This window comes from Streptomyces sp. NPDC046557, assembly GCF_040645975.1.
In the GTDB taxonomy this organism is placed as follows: domain Bacteria; phylum Actinomycetota; class Actinomycetes; order Streptomycetales; family Streptomycetaceae; genus Streptomyces.
On the sequence record NZ_JBEYZH010000010.1, the window covers coordinates 45,707 to 60,318 of the forward strand.

General features: G+C 72.9%; 16 protein-coding genes and 1 pseudogene. 10 read left to right on the forward strand and 7 right to left on the reverse strand.

Annotated elements, in window-relative coordinates; genetic code table 11:
• Positions 1-6 precede the first annotated feature (6 nt).
• Positions 7-432 (reverse strand): D-aminoacyl-tRNA deacylase, encoded by a 426-nt coding sequence (gene dtd, locus ABZ934_RS19285; protein WP_136213713.1) that lies wholly within the window; start codon positions 430-432, stop codon positions 7-9.
• Positions 433-564: 132 nt separating this feature from the next.
• Here dtd and ABZ934_RS19290 point away from each other — a divergent pair, with 132 nt between their 5' ends.
• The 3 genes from ABZ934_RS19290 (at position 565) to ABZ934_RS19300 (ending at position 3,373) form a co-directional block, all read left to right on the forward strand.
• Positions 565-1,137: an AmfC protein gene (locus tag ABZ934_RS19290; RefSeq protein WP_361314464.1), complete on the forward strand. Its 573-nt coding sequence runs from the start codon at positions 565-567 to the stop codon at positions 1,135-1,137.
• Positions 1,138-1,258: 121 nt separating this feature from the next.
• Positions 1,259-2,503: a GNAT family N-acetyltransferase gene (locus ABZ934_RS19295; RefSeq protein WP_361314467.1), complete on the forward strand. Its 1,245-nt coding sequence runs from the start codon at positions 1,259-1,261 to the stop codon at positions 2,501-2,503.
• An 87-nt stretch (positions 2,504-2,590) separates the two neighbouring features.
• Positions 2,591-3,373, forward strand: a complete 783-nt coding sequence (locus ABZ934_RS19300) for a putative protein N(5)-glutamine methyltransferase (protein WP_361314842.1) — start codon at positions 2,591-2,593, stop codon at positions 3,371-3,373.
• Between the two features lie 78 nt (positions 3,374-3,451).
• Here ABZ934_RS19300 and ABZ934_RS19305 read toward each other — a convergent pair whose 3' ends face one another.
• Both ABZ934_RS19305 and ABZ934_RS19310 read right to left on the reverse strand, forming a co-directional pair.
• Entirely contained in the window at positions 3,452-3,865 is a 414-nt protein-coding gene (locus ABZ934_RS19305; RefSeq protein WP_361314470.1) for a VOC family protein, read from the reverse strand.
• Between the two features lie 10 nt (positions 3,866-3,875).
• The gene (locus tag ABZ934_RS19310) at positions 3,876-4,316 is read right to left on the reverse strand and encodes a helix-turn-helix transcriptional regulator (protein WP_361314473.1); all 441 of its coding nucleotides are present in this window, start codon (positions 4,314-4,316) and stop codon (positions 3,876-3,878) included.
• Between the two features lie 75 nt (positions 4,317-4,391).
• On the opposite strand from ABZ934_RS19310, the pseudogene ABZ934_RS19315 reads away from it, so the two are divergent.
• The 3 genes and pseudogenes from ABZ934_RS19315 to ABZ934_RS19325 form a co-directional block, all read left to right on the forward strand.
• Positions 4,392-4,730: pseudogene (locus ABZ934_RS19315) on the forward strand (helix-turn-helix transcriptional regulator); the annotation flags it as partial.
• Positions 4,731-4,819: 89 nt separating this feature from the next.
• On the forward strand, positions 4,820-5,389 hold the full coding sequence (locus tag ABZ934_RS19320) for a hypothetical protein (protein WP_361314476.1): 570 nt from the start codon (positions 4,820-4,822) through the stop codon (positions 5,387-5,389).
• Positions 5,390-5,546: 157 nt separating this feature from the next.
• Positions 5,547-5,885, forward strand: a complete 339-nt coding sequence (locus tag ABZ934_RS19325; RefSeq protein WP_361314479.1) for a DUF2516 family protein — start codon at positions 5,547-5,549, stop codon at positions 5,883-5,885.
• A gap of 63 nt (positions 5,886-5,948) precedes the next feature.
• Here the strand turns inward: ABZ934_RS19325 and ABZ934_RS19330 are convergent, their stop codons facing one another.
• The 3 genes from ABZ934_RS19330 to ABZ934_RS19340 all read right to left on the reverse strand — a co-directional run bounded on the left by ABZ934_RS19330 (position 5,949) and on the right by ABZ934_RS19340 (position 9,584).
• The gene (locus tag ABZ934_RS19330; protein WP_361314482.1) at positions 5,949-7,250 is read right to left on the reverse strand and encodes a fused response regulator/phosphatase; all 1,302 of its coding nucleotides are present in this window, start codon (positions 7,248-7,250) and stop codon (positions 5,949-5,951) included.
• 213 nt (positions 7,251-7,463) lie between these two features.
• Positions 7,464-8,564: an NlpC/P60 family protein gene (locus ABZ934_RS19335; RefSeq protein ID WP_361314485.1), complete on the reverse strand. Its 1,101-nt coding sequence runs from the start codon at positions 8,562-8,564 to the stop codon at positions 7,464-7,466.
• Between the two features lie 207 nt (positions 8,565-8,771).
• Positions 8,772-9,584: a class I SAM-dependent methyltransferase gene (locus tag ABZ934_RS19340; RefSeq protein ID WP_361314488.1), complete on the reverse strand. Its 813-nt coding sequence runs from the start codon at positions 9,582-9,584 to the stop codon at positions 8,772-8,774.
• Positions 9,585-9,748: 164 nt separating this feature from the next.
• Here ABZ934_RS19340 and mshA point away from each other — a divergent pair, with 164 nt between their 5' ends.
• Positions 9,749-11,131, forward strand: a complete 1,383-nt coding sequence (mshA, locus tag ABZ934_RS19345; RefSeq protein ID WP_361314491.1) for a D-inositol-3-phosphate glycosyltransferase — start codon at positions 9,749-9,751, stop codon at positions 11,129-11,131.
• Positions 11,124-11,621 carry a YbjN domain-containing protein gene (locus ABZ934_RS19350; protein ID WP_361314494.1) on the forward strand — a complete coding sequence of 166 codons (498 nt, stop codon included), beginning with the start codon at positions 11,124-11,126 and terminating at the stop codon, positions 11,619-11,621. Before mshA ends, ABZ934_RS19350 begins: the two co-directional genes overlap by 8 nt.
• Before the next feature lie 91 nt (positions 11,622-11,712).
• On the opposite strand, the gene ABZ934_RS19355 is transcribed toward ABZ934_RS19350, so the two are convergent.
• Positions 11,713-12,981 (reverse strand): MFS transporter, encoded by a 1,269-nt coding sequence (locus ABZ934_RS19355; RefSeq protein ID WP_361314497.1) that lies wholly within the window; start codon positions 12,979-12,981, stop codon positions 11,713-11,715.
• 244 nt (positions 12,982-13,225) lie between these two features.
• On the opposite strand from ABZ934_RS19355, the gene ABZ934_RS19360 reads away from it, so the two are divergent.
• Both ABZ934_RS19360 and ABZ934_RS19365 read left to right on the forward strand, forming a co-directional pair.
• Complete coding sequence (locus tag ABZ934_RS19360) at positions 13,226-13,984, forward strand: phosphoglyceromutase (RefSeq protein WP_361138235.1); 759 nt, start codon at positions 13,226-13,228, stop codon at positions 13,982-13,984.
• Between the two features lie 91 nt (positions 13,985-14,075).
• Positions 14,076-14,552, forward strand: a complete 477-nt coding sequence (locus tag ABZ934_RS19365) for a hypothetical protein (protein ID WP_361314499.1) — start codon at positions 14,076-14,078, stop codon at positions 14,550-14,552.
• Positions 14,553-14,612: the final 60 nt, after the last annotated feature.

Consider the following 14,612-nt stretch of genomic DNA (forward strand, 5'->3'; position numbering starts at 1 on the left):
GGCCCTCTAGATGTCGATGACGATGGTGAACGGGCCGTGGTTGGTGAGCGAGACGCGCATGTCCGCCCCGAACCGGCCCGTCTCCACCGTCGCGCCCAGCGCCCGCAGCTGTGCCACCACCTCGTCGACCAGCGGCTCGGCCACCGGGCCGGGCGCGGCCGCGTTCCAGGTGGGGCGCCGTCCCTTGCGCGCGTCCCCGTAGAGCGTGAACTGGGAGATCACCAGCAGTGGCGCGTTCACGTCGCTGCAGGACTTCTCCGCCTCCAGGATCCGCACCGACCACAGCTTGCGGGCCAGCAGCGCCGCCTTCTCCGGCGTGTCGTCGTGCGTCACCCCCACCAGTACGCACAAGCCCTCGCCCACGATCTCCCCGACGGTCTCGCCGGCCACCACGACGCTCGCGCCGTCCACCCTCTGCACCACTGCTCGCATACCACCTGTGTACCAGGCGTGCACCCGTCCGGGGCCGATCGGGTGGCGTGGGACTGCGTCGGCACCGCGGTCAGTGGCACGATGCTGGAAGGCGGTGCCCCCAGCACCGGTCGAGGGGACGGACACGAACGCATGAACACCTCTGGTACCTCCGTACCTGTACCCGCGGTATCCGCGTCGTCGGCGGGCCGGCCGCCCGCCCAGCGGGGCGGCGGCGACCCGGGACCGACCATCCCGGCCACCGCGCTCGGGCTGCCGGAGCTGCGCGCCCTGCGCCGCGACGCGCAGCGCGACGAGGCCGACCTGAGCTATGTACGCAGACTCCTGCACGGCCGTATCGACATCCTGCGCGCCGAGCTGGCCCGGCGTACGGATCCCGAGTCGCCGGTGGTGGACCGGCTCTCGGAGATCCTCGCGGACGCCCCGTCCAGCCGCAGCGCCTCCGCCCGGCACGTCACGCTCGGCACCCCGCAGAGCGAGGAGTCGCGGCTGCTGGCGGCCGAGATGCTGTCGGACGTGGAGCTGTCGGACCTGGGCGCGCGCACGGACGCCGAACTGCACGAGGCGATGGCCCGGTTGATCCGCTACGAGCAGCAGGTCTCGCGGCGCAGACAGCAGTTGCAGCGCATGGCGGACGACTCCAGCGCGGAGATCACCCGGCGCTACCGCGAGGGCGAGGCTCAGGTCGACGACCTGCTGGCGTAGCGCGGCGGCCCGTATCCACCGGCGGCATCCGTGGGCCGTATCCACGGGCCGTATCCATGCGCGGCGGGCCGTGCGGAAAATCAGGCGACCTCGGCCGGCCGGCCGATTAGCGTGGGCGGCTATGAGCGCTGACATCCGGCCGATAACCGAAGCCGAACTCCGCGAATGGCTCCAGACCGTGAACACCGGCTTCCTGTTGGCCGACCCGGTGACCGACTCGGATGTCGTCCAGCGCGCCAAGAACGGCGATCTGGCCCGCAACCAGGGCGGTTTCGACACCGGCACCGGCCGCTGCGTGGCCACCTTCCGCTCGTTCGCCCAGCGGCTGACGGTGCCCGGCGGGGCGGCCGTGCCCGCCAGTGCCGTCACGAACGTCACCGTGCTGCCCACGCACCGCCGCCAGGGCCTGTTGAGCCGGATGATGGCCGCCGAGCTGACGGCCGCCCGGGACCGGGGCGACACCGTCGCGACCCTGATCGCGGCCGAGTTCCCGATCTACGGGCGCTACGGGTTCGGCCCCGCCGCCTGCGTCTCGGAGTGGGAGATCGACGTACCGCGCAGCGGACTGGACCCGCACCGGGCCGCGCCCGCCGACGGTGGCCGGGTCGAGTTCGTGGACGCCGCCGAGGTGCGGCGCGTGGGGCCCCCGTTGCACGAGCGGCTGCGGGCGCGGACGCCCGGCGCGGTCGACCGGGGCGAGCGCTGGTGGAACCTGCGCACCGGCCTGGAGTCGATCTCGGTCGACCCGTACAAGCCGAAGTTCTTCGCCGTGTACCGCACGGCGGAGGGTGAGGTGGAGGGGCTGGTCGCCTACGGCGCCGACGACCACTGGACGGACGCGAAGATCCCGCAGAACACCGTGCAGGTGCGGGACCTGATCGCGGTGACCCCGGCCGCGGAGCGGGCGCTGTGGCACTTCCTGTGCTCCATCGACTGGGTGCAGAAGGTGCGCACCGGCTACCGCGCCCCCGACGACCTGCTCCCGCGGCTCCTGCCGGACCCGCGCGCCGCCCGCCTCGTGACCGCCGCCGACTCCCTGTGGGTGCGGGTGCTGGACGTGGAGCGGGCGCTGGGGGCGCGGACGTACGCCGTCCCGGGCGTCCTGGTGCTGGAGGTCACGAACCCGGCGGGGCCGGCCGAGGGGCGCTACCGGTTGGACGCGGGCACGGGGGAGTGCGTCCGTACGCGGGAGCCGGCCGATCTGCGGCTGGACGTCTCCGCGCTCGGATCGCTGTACCTCGGCGACGAGTCGGCGGTCCGGCTGGCGGCGCTCGGCCTGGTCACGGAGGAGCGGCCGGGGGCGCTGGCCCTGGCGGACGCGGTGTTCCGCACGGCCCGCCGGCCCTGGTGCCCGGACATCTTCTGAACGACCGCACCACGCACGACACGGCCGGCGGCGCCCGTATCGTCGCTCCGGCGGGGTCAACATCGAGGACGGGGATACGTGGGAGACGTGGGACACGTGGCGACACTGGTGGAACGCCTGCGCGCGGCCGGCTGCGTCTTCGCGGAGGAGGAGGCGGAGCTGCTGACGGGGGCCGCCCGGGACGAGGGGCACCTCGCGGAGCTGCTGGCGCGCCGGGTGGACGGCGAACCGCTGGAGACGGTCGTCGGCTGGGCGGAGTTCTGCGGGCTGCACATGGAGGTCGGCGCCGGGGTCTTCGTACCGCGCCGGCGCAGCGAGTTCCTGGCGGCGCAGGCGGTGGCGCGGACCGGTCCGGGGGCCGTCGTCGTGGACCTGTGCTGCGGGGTGGGCGCGCTGGGAGCGGCCGTGGCCTCGCGGGTCCCGGGGGTGGAGCTGCACGCGGCGGACATCGACGAGGGTGCGCTGGTGTACGCGCGGCGCAACGTGACGCCGTACGGGGGCCGGGTCCACCGGGGCGACCTGTACGCGGCCCTGCCCGACTCGTTGCGGGGGCGGGTGGACGTACTCGTGGTCAACGCCCCGTACGTCCCGACCGGCGAGATCGCCTTCCTGCCGGCGGAGGCCCGCGACCACGAGCCCACGGCCACGCTGGACGGCGGCCCGGACGGGGTGGCCGTCCACCGCCGGGTGGCGGCGGAGGCTACCCGATGGCTGGCCCCGGGCGGCCGGCTGCTGATCGAGACGAGCGCCCGCCAGTCCCCGCTGACGGCGTCGGCCCTGACCTCGGGCGGCCTCGCGGTGCACGCGGTCACCTCGGACGAGTTCCACGCGACGGTGCTGATCGGTACCGCGCCGGAGGCCGGCGGGTAGCGGGCGGTCAGCGGTGGTTGGCGGGCGGTTCGCGGGCGGGTTGGCGCGCGGTTCGCGGGCCGTCGGCGGGCGTCCCCCCTACGCCGCTGCCGGGGCCTGGTTGATGCGTACGAGGTTGCCCGAGGGGTCACGGAACGCGCAGTCGCGCGGGCCCCACGGCTGCTCGATGGGCTCCTGGAGCACCTCGGCGCCCGAGGCACGCACCTTCTCGAACGTCGCGTCGAGGTCGTCGCTGCGGAAGACGACCATCGGCAGCACGCCCTTGGTCAGCAGCTCCTGGAGCGCGTCGCCGTCGGTCTGGGAGCGGCCCGCGTGCGGTTCGGAGATGACGATTTCGAGGCCGGGCTGCGCGGGGCTGCCGAGGGTGACCCAGCGGTGGTCGCCGGAGGCGACGTCGTTGCGGACTTCGAGGCCGAGGGCGTCGCGGTAGAAGCCGAGCGCCTCGTCCACGTCGTTGACGGTGATGTGGCAGTACTGGAGGGAGATGTTCATGCCGTCCACGCTAGGCGGCGGCCACGGGGCCCGCTTCTTCGATCCTGCTCGGCGTTTCCCGGGTGGGCCGCGTGTACACCTTGGCCACGCAGGCGGGCATGGCGGCCACCGCGCGGTGCTCCCGGCCGCGGTACGCGCTGGGGGTCTCGCCCAGGATCTCGGTGAACCGCGAGCTGAACGAGCCGAGCGAGGTACAGCCCACCGTCATGCACGCGTCGGTGACGCTCATACCGGCGCGCAGCAACGCCATCGCCCGCTCGATCCGGCGGGTCATGAGGTAGCTGTAGGGCGTCTCGCCGTAGACCGCCCGGAACCGCCGCGAGAAGTGCGCCGGTGACATCAGCGCGTGGCGCGCCATCGTGGGCACATCGAGCGGGCGGGCGTACTCCCGGTCGATCAGATCCCGCGCCCGACGCAGATGCGCGAGGTTGGCGAGCTCTTGCGGGTCCATGCCTTCGACGGTACCACCGGGAGCTATTGCAAGCGCCTGCTTGCAATAGTTAGCAGTCTCGGGCAGCATGGGGACATGGCATCGCTCAACGTCGGAAACCTCGGCGAGTACCTCCGGGAGCAGCGGCGGCAGGCTCAGCTTTCGCTGCGCCAGCTGGCCGACGCGGCGGGGGTGTCGAATCCGTACCTGAGCCAGATCGAGCGCGGGCTGCGCAAGCCGAGCGCGGACATCCTCCAGCAACTGGCCAAGGCGCTGCGGATCTCCGCGGAGACGCTGTACGTGCAGGCCGGGATCCTGGACGAACGGGATCGCGACGAGGTGGAGACGCGGGCCGTCATCCTCGCCGACCCGTCCATAAACGAGCGGCAGAAGCAGGTACTGCTCCAGGTCTACGAGTCGTTCCGCAAGGAGAACGCCTCGGAGGCGGAGCCGGCCGGTGCCGACGACGAGAAACCCCACACGAACTGACGCACGAACCGACTGTGATCCGGGAGGACCAGCACATGGCCATCGCCGATGACCTGAAGAAGACCCTCACCGACCCGACCCCCCTCTACTTCGCCGCCGGCACCGCCGACCTCGCCGTGCAGCAGGCGAAGAAGGTGCCCGCACTGATCGAGCAGCTGCGCGCCGAGGCCCCCGCACGCATCGATGCCGTCAGGAACACCGACGCGAAGATCGTGCAGGAGAAGGCCAAGGAGGCGCAGGAGGTCGTCGCGGCCAAGGTCGCCGAGGTGCTCGGTGCGATCGACCCCAAGAAGCTGGGCGAGACGGCACAGGACCTGGCCCTGCGCGGCGTGGGCGTGGCCGCCGAGTACGCCGTACGGGCGAAGGAGACCTACGACAAGGTCGCCGAGCACGGCGAGCAGGCCGTACGGGCCTGGCGCGGCGGGGTCTCCGAGGAGATCGTCGACATCGCCGCGGCCGTGGAGCCGGACGTCCCGGCCCAGAGCGGCCCCGCCGCCGGGACCGGCGCGTCCTCCTCGGACGAGGAGCGGGCCGGCGCGAAGAAGCCCGCCGCCCGCAAGGCCCCGGTGAAGAAGACCGCCGCCACGACCGGCGACGAGAGCTGATCGCGAGGCCGAGTGGGGCCGAGTGAGGTGAGGACGGACCGGGCACCTGGAAGGTGCCCGGTCCGTTGTCCTCTGTGAGGGCGGCTCTGCCAGTAGCGTGGAGGCAGGCGGTATCGGGCGGTATCAGGCGGCGGACGCGGGAAAAGGCGGTCGGGCGATGTTGATGAACGGTTTCGACAACGGGGTGCTCCCCCTGCTCGGCTTCGCCATGCTGGCGCTCGCCGTCGTGGCCTTCGTGCTCGCGTTGATCGCGCGCGAGGACGCGTACCGGGCCGCCGACAAGCAGACGAAGACCTTCTGGCTGGTCATCCTCGGTGTCACGGTCCTCGTGGACTTCTTCCTGGGGATGCTGTTCCTGGAGATCGCCGGCCTGGTGGCGACCATCGTCTTCTTCGTCGACGTCCGACCGGCCCTCAAGCAGGTCTCGGGCGGCGGCCGGCGTAGTGGCGGCAGCAGCAGCGACGGCCCGTACGGGCCGTACAACGGCGGGCGTTAGCGGGTATGGCGGCCCGCGGGGTCCCGGCCGGCGCGGCGCGGCTCGGCTCGGCGCGGGCCGGGGTCAGCCCGTCTCGCGCGAGAGCAACACCACGGCGACGTCGTCGGTCAGTTCGCCGCCGTTGAGCCGGCGGGCCTCGGTGACGGAGGCTTCCAGCAGGCTTTCGCCGCGCAGGCCGGCGTCGAGGTGACGGTTGATCATCTCGACCATGCCGTCTTGGCCGAGCCGCTCCCTGCCCTCGCCGACGCGGCCCTCGATCAGGCCGTCGGTGTAGAGCATCAGGCTCCACGCGCCGCCCAGCTCGACCTGCCGGCGCGGCCAGCGGGCCTTCGGCAGCAGCCCGAGCGCCGGACCGCTGCTCTCGTACGGCAGGAGCCTCGCCGAGCCGCCCGCGCGCACGATCAGCGGGGCCGGGTGGCCTGCCAGGCAGAGACCGGCGTGGCGGCCGTCGGGGGAGATGTCCACCGTGCACAGCGTCGCGAAGATCTCGTCGCAGGGCCGCTCCACCTCCAGCACCTGCTGGAGGGTGGCCAGCAGGTCGTCCCCGCACAGGCCGGCGAGGGTGAGCGCGCGCCAGGCGATGCGCAGTTCGACGCCGAGGGCGGCCTCGTCGGGGCCGTGGCCGCAGACGTCGCCGATCATGGCGTGCACGGTGCCGTCGGGGGTGCGGACGGTGTCGTAGAAGTCGCCGCCGAGCAGAGCGCGGCTGCGGCCCGGGCGGTAGCGGGCGGCGAAGCGGAGGTCCGAGCCCTCGAGGAGTGGGTTGGGCAGCAGTCCGCGTTCCAGGCGGGCGTTCTCCTGGGCGCGCAGTTTCGATTCTGCGAGCTTGTACTGGGCGATGTCGGCCCGCTTGCGTTCCACGGCGTAGCGGATGGCGCGGCTGAGGAGACGGCCGTCGAGCTCGTCGCGGAAGAGGAAGTCCTGGGCCCCTACGCGGACGGCCTCGGCGGCGCGCTCGGCGTCGGCCTCGGCTGTGAGGACGAGGACGGCGTGGCGCGGGGCGATCCGCAGGACCTCGCGGAGGGTGGCGAGCGGGTCGTCCTTGGCTCCGCCGGGGTGGGGCAGGGAGAGGTCGAGCAGCACGCACTGCACGTCGGGGGTGAGGAGCCGGGCCGCCTCGGTGAGGTTGCGGGCGGTGCGGAGCCGGATGCGGTGGCCGTCGGCGTGCAGGATCTCAGGGACCGTGAGGTCGCCGGCGGGGTCGTCCTCGATGACCAGGAGGGTCAGGGAGGGCGCGGGGGTCGCCGGGGCCGAGTCGGCGGGCAGGGCTGCCTGGCCGACCTGGGTGACAAGGGTGTCCCGCGGCCGCGGTACGGGTGCGGGCATCGTCTTCGGTTCCTTCGCTCCCCCCGAGGGTGCGCTCATGCGGTCGACCCTAGCGGGCCGGTGCGGGCGGGGGAACGGCGGCGCGGGGCGGAGCCCGCGTCATATGCCGTTATCGCGGGGAAAGCCCCGACGCGGGATGACCAACGTCACGACGCGGGCGGCGCGGCGTCCCGCCCACCGAGACGGCGGGAGGGGGCTTCGCGCCGGTCCGGCGCCGCCCCGGGGCGGACCCCCTCCGGGCGTACCGTCCGGTCACGCGTCCGGGCGGACCACTGCCTTGATCGGCATCGAGCCCGCGCCCGCGAGGGTGACGTTGCGGCCCGGCCGCGGGGCGTGGATGATCGCGCCGTCGCCGACGTACAGGGCGACGTGGCTGGCGTCGTCGAAGTAGATGATCAGATCGCCCGGACGCATGTCCTTGATCGCGACCTTGGGCAGCAGTCGCAACTGCTCCTGCGAGGTCCGCGGGATGCCCCGGCCCGCCGCCAGCCACGCCTGCGAGGTCAGTCCGGAGCAGTCGTACGAGTCCGGGCCCACGGCGCCCCACACGTACGGCTTGCCGACCTGGGCGGTGGCGAACCGGATGGCCTTCTTCCCGGCCTCCGACGCCGTGCCGTTGATCTCCTTCAGGACGCCCGACGACAGCCAGGCCGTCTGTGCCTGGCGCTGGGCGTCCTGTTCCAACTGGAGCAGCTTGGCCTTCTCCTCGGCCTCCAGCTTGCTCTCCAGTTCCTGGGCCGCCTTGATCTTCTCCTCGATCTCCTTCTTGGCGGTCTCCTGCTTGACCCGGTTCGCCTCCAGCTTCTGCCACAGCGCGCTCGCGTCCTTCGCGTACCGCTGGAGGTCGTTCTGGGTGCGGTTCAGGTCGGCGAGCAGGTCCGCGGTGGCCTTCTCGCCCTGCCGCAGCCGGTCCGCGCCGTCCAGGTACTGGCTCGGGCTGCCGCTCAGCGCGAGGCGCGCACCCGGCGGCAGGCCACCGGAGCGGTACTGGGCGCGGGCGGCGGCGCCCGCACGGTCCTTCAGCGAGGTGATCCGCTCCCGGCCGGCCGCGATCTGCTTGGCGAGTTCCACGACCCGTTCGGACTGCGCCTTGGTCTCGCTCTCCGCCTGGTTGTACGCGTCCGTGGCCGTCCCGGCCCGGCGGTACAGCTCGTCGATCTCCTGGCGGACCTCCTCCAGGGACTTGGTCCCCGGTTCCGGCGCCGCGGGAGCGGTGGGCGCGCTCGGCGCGCCGGGCGCCGCGTACGCGGTCCCCGCGAGGCCGAGGGTCGGCGCGCTCGCCAGTACCGCCATCGCGCACAGCAGCGTGAGAGCGGATGCGCCCCGCCGACGCGCTCGCTTCACGGTCCCCATGGTTCCCCCCAGGCGCCCCAAGTCGGATGGGACACACGGATATCACCGGGTATCACATCTGACTATTCATCAGTAACTTACTCTGGCATTCGGGATGGTGCCACGAGTCGGTGAATTCCGACACCCTCTGTGGATAACCCCGCACCGCCCGCTCAACGGACGGTTCCCCACCCCGGTTCCCCACCCCGGTTTCGCGCCCGGCGATGTTCACCCCGCCGGGCGCAACGCCTCCCAGCGCACGGTCAGTTCACCCTGCCGCCAGCGCACCGGCCCGTCCGCGAGCGGCCAGTCGCCGGCCAGCGCCCGCGCCGTCCGGATCCAGCGCTGCCGGGCCCCGTAGGAGGCGTACGGGGCCGCCGCCGCCCACGCCCGGTCGAAGTCGCGCAGGAACGCGTGCACCGGCTCACCCGGCACGTTGCGGTGGATCAGGGCCTTCGGCAGCCGCTCCGCCAGATCCGAGGGGCGCTCCAGGGAGCCCAGTCGGGTCGCGAAGGTCACCGTGCGCGCCCCCTCGGGCCCGAGCGCGACCCATACGTGTCGCCGCCCGATCTCGTCGCACGTCCCCTCGACGAGCAGCCCGCCCGGCGCCAGCCGCGCGCACAGCCGCCGCCACACCGCCTCGACCTGCTCCTCGTCGTACTGACGCAGTACGTTCGCCGCGCGGATCAGCATCGGGGCCGCCCCACCGTCCAGCGGGACCTCGAAGCCGCCGTGCCGGAAGCTGAGCCCCTCCCGTTCGTACGGCTTCGCCCCCGCCACCCGCGCCGGCTCGATCTCGATGCCGACCACCCGCACCCCGGGCGCCGCCTCCCGCAGCCGGGCCAGCAGCTCGACCGCCGTCCAGGGAGCGGCCCCGTAGCCGAGGTCCACCGCCACCGGCGCCTCCGCGCGGCGCAGCGCGGCCCCGTGCGTGGCGGCGATCCAGCGGTCCATCCGGCGCAGCCGGTTCGGGTTCGTGGTCCCGCGCGTGACCGTGCCCACGGGGCGTCTGGGGGGCGGTGGGGTGCTGCGGGAAACCATGCGCCGAGCGTATGCGGAGCGAAAAGAAGCGGGGAAATCCGTCCACCCCGGAATGCGGGACGCGTCCATCCGGGTTGCACTCCTTGCAGGGCGCTGACCGCGCTCTGCGAGCCATGCCCTACGTCATGCCCCAGCGCGCCGTCCGAGCGAGAGGAACTGCTCCCTTGAGCCAGTACGTGTCCCGCCTCGGCGGCAGTATCAGCGGCCGTATCGCCGCGGCCCGATCGACCCGCCACGAGCCGCCCCGCCTGCGGCTCCCGGCCGTGGGCCACTCCCGCAAGCCCCGCCGCGTCGCCATGCTCAGCGTGCACACCTCACCGCTGCACCAGCCCGGCACCGGTGACGCCGGCGGGATGAACGTGTACATCGTCGAGCTCGCCAGGCGCCTGGCCGCGATCAACATCGAGGTCGAGATCTTCACCCGCGCCACCACCGGCGGGCTGCCGCCCCGGGTCGAGCTGGCCCCCGGCGTCCTCGTCCGGCACGTGGACGCGGGCCCGTACGAGGGCCTCGCCAAGGAGGAGCTGCCCGCCCAGCTCTGCGCCTTCACCCACGGCGTGATGCAGGCGTGGGCCGGGCACCGCCCCGGCTACTACGACCTCGTCCACTCCCATTACTGGCTCTCCGGCCACGTCGGGTGGCTCGCCGCCGAACGCTGGGGCGTGCCGCTCGTGCACGCCATGCACACCATGGCCAAGGTCAAGAACGCGGCGCTCGCGGAGGGCGACACCCCCGAGCCCGCCGCCCGCGTCATCGGCGAGACCCAGATCGTCGCGGCGGCCGACCGGCTCATCGCCAACACCGCCGAGGAGGCCGACGAACTCGTCCGGCACTACGAGGCCGACCCGGGCAAGGTCGCCGTCGTCCACCCCGGCGTGAACCTCGACCGCTTCACCGTCGGCGACGGCCGGGCCGCCGCCCGCGCCCGCCTCGGACTCCCGCAGGACGCCGTGATCCCGCTCTTCGCGGGCCGCATCCAGCCGCTCAAGGCCCCCGACATCCTGCTCCGGGCGGTCGCGGAGCTGGTGGACCGCGATCCGTCGCTGCGCGCGCGGCTCTTCGTACCCGTCGTCGGCGGCCCCAGCGGCAGCGGCCTCGCCAAGCCGGAGGGGCTGCAGAAGCTCGCCGCGAAGCTCGGCATCGCGGACGTCGTCCACTTCCACCCGCCGGTGGCGCAGGACCGGCTCGCCGACTGGTTCCGGGCGGCGTCGGTGCTGGTCATGCCCTCGTACAACGAATCCTTCGGACTCGTCGCGATCGAGGCGCAGGCCACCGGCACCCCGGTGCTCGCGGCGGAGGTCGGCGGGCTGCCGGTCGCCGTCAACGACGGTGTGACGGGCATCCTCGTAGCCGGCCACGACCCGGTGGACTACGCGCGCGAGCTGCGCCGCTTCGTGGACGAACCGGGACTGACGGACCGGATGGGCGCCGAGGCCGCACGGCACGCGCAGTTCTTCGGCTGGGACACGGCGGCGAGCGGCACGGCGGACGTCTACACCGCGGCGATGCATGATCATCGCCGTCGCGTACGCTCCCACCATGGCTGACGCAGACGCTGACACCACCGCGATCGTCGAGGACACCCTCTCCGAGGCCGGCCTGGACTGGGAGAGCCCGGCACCGGGCTCCTACGTCGTCCAGTTGCCCGGCACGCGCAAGCTGAGCACCACCTGCTCGCTGCGGGTCGGCAAACACTCCCTGTCGGTGAACGCCTTCGTCATCCGCCACCCCGACGAGAACGAGGCGGGCGTCCACCGCTGGCTGCTGGAGCGCAACCTCAAGCTGTACGGGATGGCCTACGCGGTCGACGGTCTCGGCGACGTCTACCTGACGGCGCGGCTCCCGCTGAGCGTGATCACCCCCGCCGACCTGGACCGGCTCCTCGGTACGGTCCTGGAGGCGGCGGACGGCGCGTTCAACACGCTGCTGGAGCTGGGTTTCGCGAGCGCGATCCGGCGCGAGTACGAGTGGCGCGTCTCGCGCGGCGAATCCACCCGCAACCTCGACGCGTTCCGGCACCTGACGCGCCCGGCCTGAGGCGCCCGCCGCTGATGCGCCGGTCCTGACGCGTCCGGCCCGACGTGCCAGGTGCGAACGCGCCCGGCCCGACGCGTCCGGCCCGCCGGCTTCAGGCGACGGCCGGATCGGGGGCCTGGGCCGGGACGACGGGGATCGGGACCACGGCCGGCCGCTCCGCCGGCAGCCGCCGCATCAGCAGCCAGTACCCCAGTCCGGCCACCGTGCCCAGCGCCCCGGTCGCCCCCCACAGCCACGCGGCCCCGAGGTGGTCGATCACGTAGCCGGCCATCAGCGGGGCCACCAGCGAGGCCACCGCCCACGACATCGTGTACATCCCCTGGTAGCGCCCCCGCCCGTGCACCGGGGACAGCCGCGCCACCAGCCCCATCTGCGTCGGCGAGTTCACGATCTCCGCCAGCGTCCACACGCACACCGTCAGCGCGTACGCCCACAGCGACCCGGCGAAGGCCGTCATCGCGAACCCGTAGCCGGCCAGCAACGCCGAGATCACCAGCAGCCGCTGCGGGTCCCGGTGCTCGATGAACCGGGTGACCGGGATCTGGAGCAGCACGATCAGCAACCCGTTCGCCGCGACGACCAGCCCGTAGTCCCCGGCCGAGTAGCCGGCAGCGCCCATCGCCGCGGGCAGACCCACCGAACCCTGGGTGAAGATCAGCGAGATCAGGAACGACAGCCCGACGACGCCCATGAACCGCCTGTCGCGCAGCACCGTCCCCAGCCCGATCGCCGGTCCGTCGTCCGCGCCGCCGGTCGTGTCCCGCACCGGGCGGGACTCGGGGAGCTTCGCGAACACCAGCACCGCGCACAGCAGGGTGAGCGTCGCCTCGCCCAGGAAGCCGACCAGGTAGCTGTACTCCGCCACCAGCCCGGCCGCCATCGCGCTGACGCCGAAACCGAGGTTGATGGCCCAGTAGTTCAGCGCGAAGGCCCGTACCCGGTCCTCGGGCCGGACGATGTCCGCCATCATCGCGGTGACCGCCGGGCGCGAGGCGTTCGAGGTCATGCCGACCAGCAGCGCCACCGCCGCGATCGCCCCCGGATGCTCCATGAAGCCCAGCAGCGCCACCGAGAACGCGGTGGAGAGCTGCGCGGCGAGCAGCGTCGGCCGCCGCCCCAGCCGGTCGGTCAACACCCCCGCGACCAGCGAGGAGAGCACGCCGCCCAGGCCGTGCAGGCCCAGCACCAGACCCGCGAAGGAGGCCGAGTAGCCGCGGTCGATGGTCAGGTACAGGGTCATGAAGGTGGCGACGAAGGCCCCTAGCCGGTTGATCAGCGTGCTCGTCCACAGCCACCAGAAGGCGCGCGGCAGTCCCGCCACGCTCTCCCGCGCCCCCCGTGTCAAACGGCCCACCGACATACGGACTCCCCCAGGCGATCAAGCGACAGCAAGTAAGTGCCTCTTCGGCTCTCCGCACCCTACGAGCGGCCGTCGTCGGGCCGCCACCCAATTGACGCCGACCGTCAATCGGCGCGGCTCGGCGGGGAGTCGGCGCGGCCGGCCGGGGCGCTCGACCGGGCCGTGGCCAAGACCGGAAGAGGGGCCGCCGACCGCCGTGGACACCGCGCGCGAGGGCCCTGGGCCGTCCATTAGGCTCGTACGCATGGCCGACGCACCGTACAAGCTGATCCTCCTCCGTCACGGCGAGAGCGAGTGGAACGCGAAGAACCTGTTCACCGGCTGGGTGGACGTCAATCTCAACGAGAAGGGCGAGAAGGAGGCGGTCCGCGGCGGTGAGCTGCTCAAGGACGCCGGCCTGCTCCCCGATGTCGTGCACACCTCGCTCCAGAAGCGCGCGATCCGCACCGCGCAGCTGGCGCTGGAGGCCGCCGACCGCCACTGGATCCCGGTCCACCGCTCCTGGCGCCTGAACGAGCGCCACTACGGCGCCCTCCAGGGCAAGGACAAGGCCCAGACGCTCGCCGAGTTCGGCGAGGAGCAGTTCATGCTGTGGCGCCGCTCGTACGACACCCCGCCGCCGGCGCTCGAGGACGGTACGGAGTTCTCCCAGTCCGACGACGCGCGCTACGCGACGATCCCGCCGGAGCTGCGCCCGCGCACGGAGTGCCTCAAGGACGTCGTCGTCCGGATGCTCCCGTACTGGTACGACGCGATCGTCCCGGACCTGCTGACCGGCCGCACGGTCCTGGTCGCCGCGCACGGCAACTCCCTGCGCGCCCTGGTCAAGCACCTGGACGGCATCTCGGACGCCGACATCGCGGGCCTCAACATCCCGACCGGCATCCCGCTCTCCTACGAGCTGGACGCCGACTTCAAGCCCCTCACCCCGGGCGGCACCTACCTCGACCCGACCGCCGCCGCGGCTGCCATCGAGGCCGTCAAGAACCAGGGCAAGAAGTAACCCCGACGCACGAAACAGCCCCCCACCCGCCGTTTCCCGGCGGGTGGGGGGCTTCTCGTCGCGCCGGGCCCGAGCGTGAGAGGGAACGCGCGTGGCAGCGGATGTCGCCCTGCACTTCGACCGAGTCCGCACGCGGGGGGATCACGGCGATCTCCGACTGCGCCTCGGCTCCTACCGGCACACCTGCGACTCCTACTACTTCGCCCTCGACGACGGTCCCGCGGTCGCGGGCGGCCTGGGGCCGCGGCTCGCGCAACTCGTGGGGCAGTGGGCCGCCCACGTCGCGCGGCTCGAAGAGCTGGGCGGGGTCGCCCATCTGCCGTACGACTTCTCGGACCAGTGCACGGCGTGGCTGCGCGTGTCGTCCGGGGACGGGCGGAACGCCGAGGTCCAGGCCGGCTGGAGTCCGATCGAGGGCTGGGCGATCACGCCCTCCGACTACCTGGCCACAGCGCCCGGAGTGACGGACTTCGAGCCGATCAACGGTGCCCGCGTCGAGTGCTCCTTGGCCGAACTGACAGCGCGCCTCGACGCGATCCGCACCGCCCTCGCCGCCACGGGGCCCTAACCCGCCTGCCGGACGCGCCGCCCCGTGTCCGCCCGCCCGAGCGGCGAAGGGCCCCCGTCC

Excerpts from the sequence above, each read along its gene's own strand:
- dtd (WP_136213713.1), bottom strand. The coding sequence starts at position 432 with ATGCGAGCAGTGGTGCAGAGGGTGGACGGCGCGAGCGTCGTGGTGGCC.
- ABZ934_RS19290 (WP_361314464.1), top strand. The coding sequence starts at position 565 with ATGAACACCTCTGGTACCTCCGTACCTGTACCCGCGGTATCCGCGTCG.
- ABZ934_RS19295 (WP_361314467.1), top strand. The coding sequence starts at position 1,259 with ATGAGCGCTGACATCCGGCCGATAACCGAAGCCGAACTCCGCGAATGG.
- ABZ934_RS19305 (WP_361314470.1), bottom strand. The coding sequence starts at position 3,865 with ATGAACATCTCCCTCCAGTACTGCCACATCACCGTCAACGACGTGGAC.
- ABZ934_RS19310 (WP_361314473.1), bottom strand. The coding sequence starts at position 4,316 with ATGGACCCGCAAGAGCTCGCCAACCTCGCGCATCTGCGTCGGGCGCGG.
- ABZ934_RS19320 (WP_361314476.1), top strand. The coding sequence starts at position 4,820 with ATGGCCATCGCCGATGACCTGAAGAAGACCCTCACCGACCCGACCCCC.
- ABZ934_RS19325 (WP_361314479.1), top strand. The coding sequence starts at position 5,547 with ATGTTGATGAACGGTTTCGACAACGGGGTGCTCCCCCTGCTCGGCTTC.
- ABZ934_RS19330 (WP_361314482.1), bottom strand. The coding sequence starts at position 7,250 with ATGAGCGCACCCTCGGGGGGAGCGAAGGAACCGAAGACGATGCCCGCA.
- ABZ934_RS19335 (WP_361314485.1), bottom strand. The coding sequence starts at position 8,564 with ATGGGGACCGTGAAGCGAGCGCGTCGGCGGGGCGCATCCGCTCTCACG.
- ABZ934_RS19340 (WP_361314488.1), bottom strand. The coding sequence starts at position 9,584 with ATGGTTTCCCGCAGCACCCCACCGCCCCCCAGACGCCCCGTGGGCACG.
- ABZ934_RS19350 (WP_361314494.1), top strand. The coding sequence starts at position 11,124 with ATGGCTGACGCAGACGCTGACACCACCGCGATCGTCGAGGACACCCTC.
- ABZ934_RS19355 (WP_361314497.1), bottom strand. The coding sequence starts at position 12,981 with ATGTCGGTGGGCCGTTTGACACGGGGGGCGCGGGAGAGCGTGGCGGGA.
- ABZ934_RS19360 (WP_361138235.1), top strand. The coding sequence starts at position 13,226 with ATGGCCGACGCACCGTACAAGCTGATCCTCCTCCGTCACGGCGAGAGC.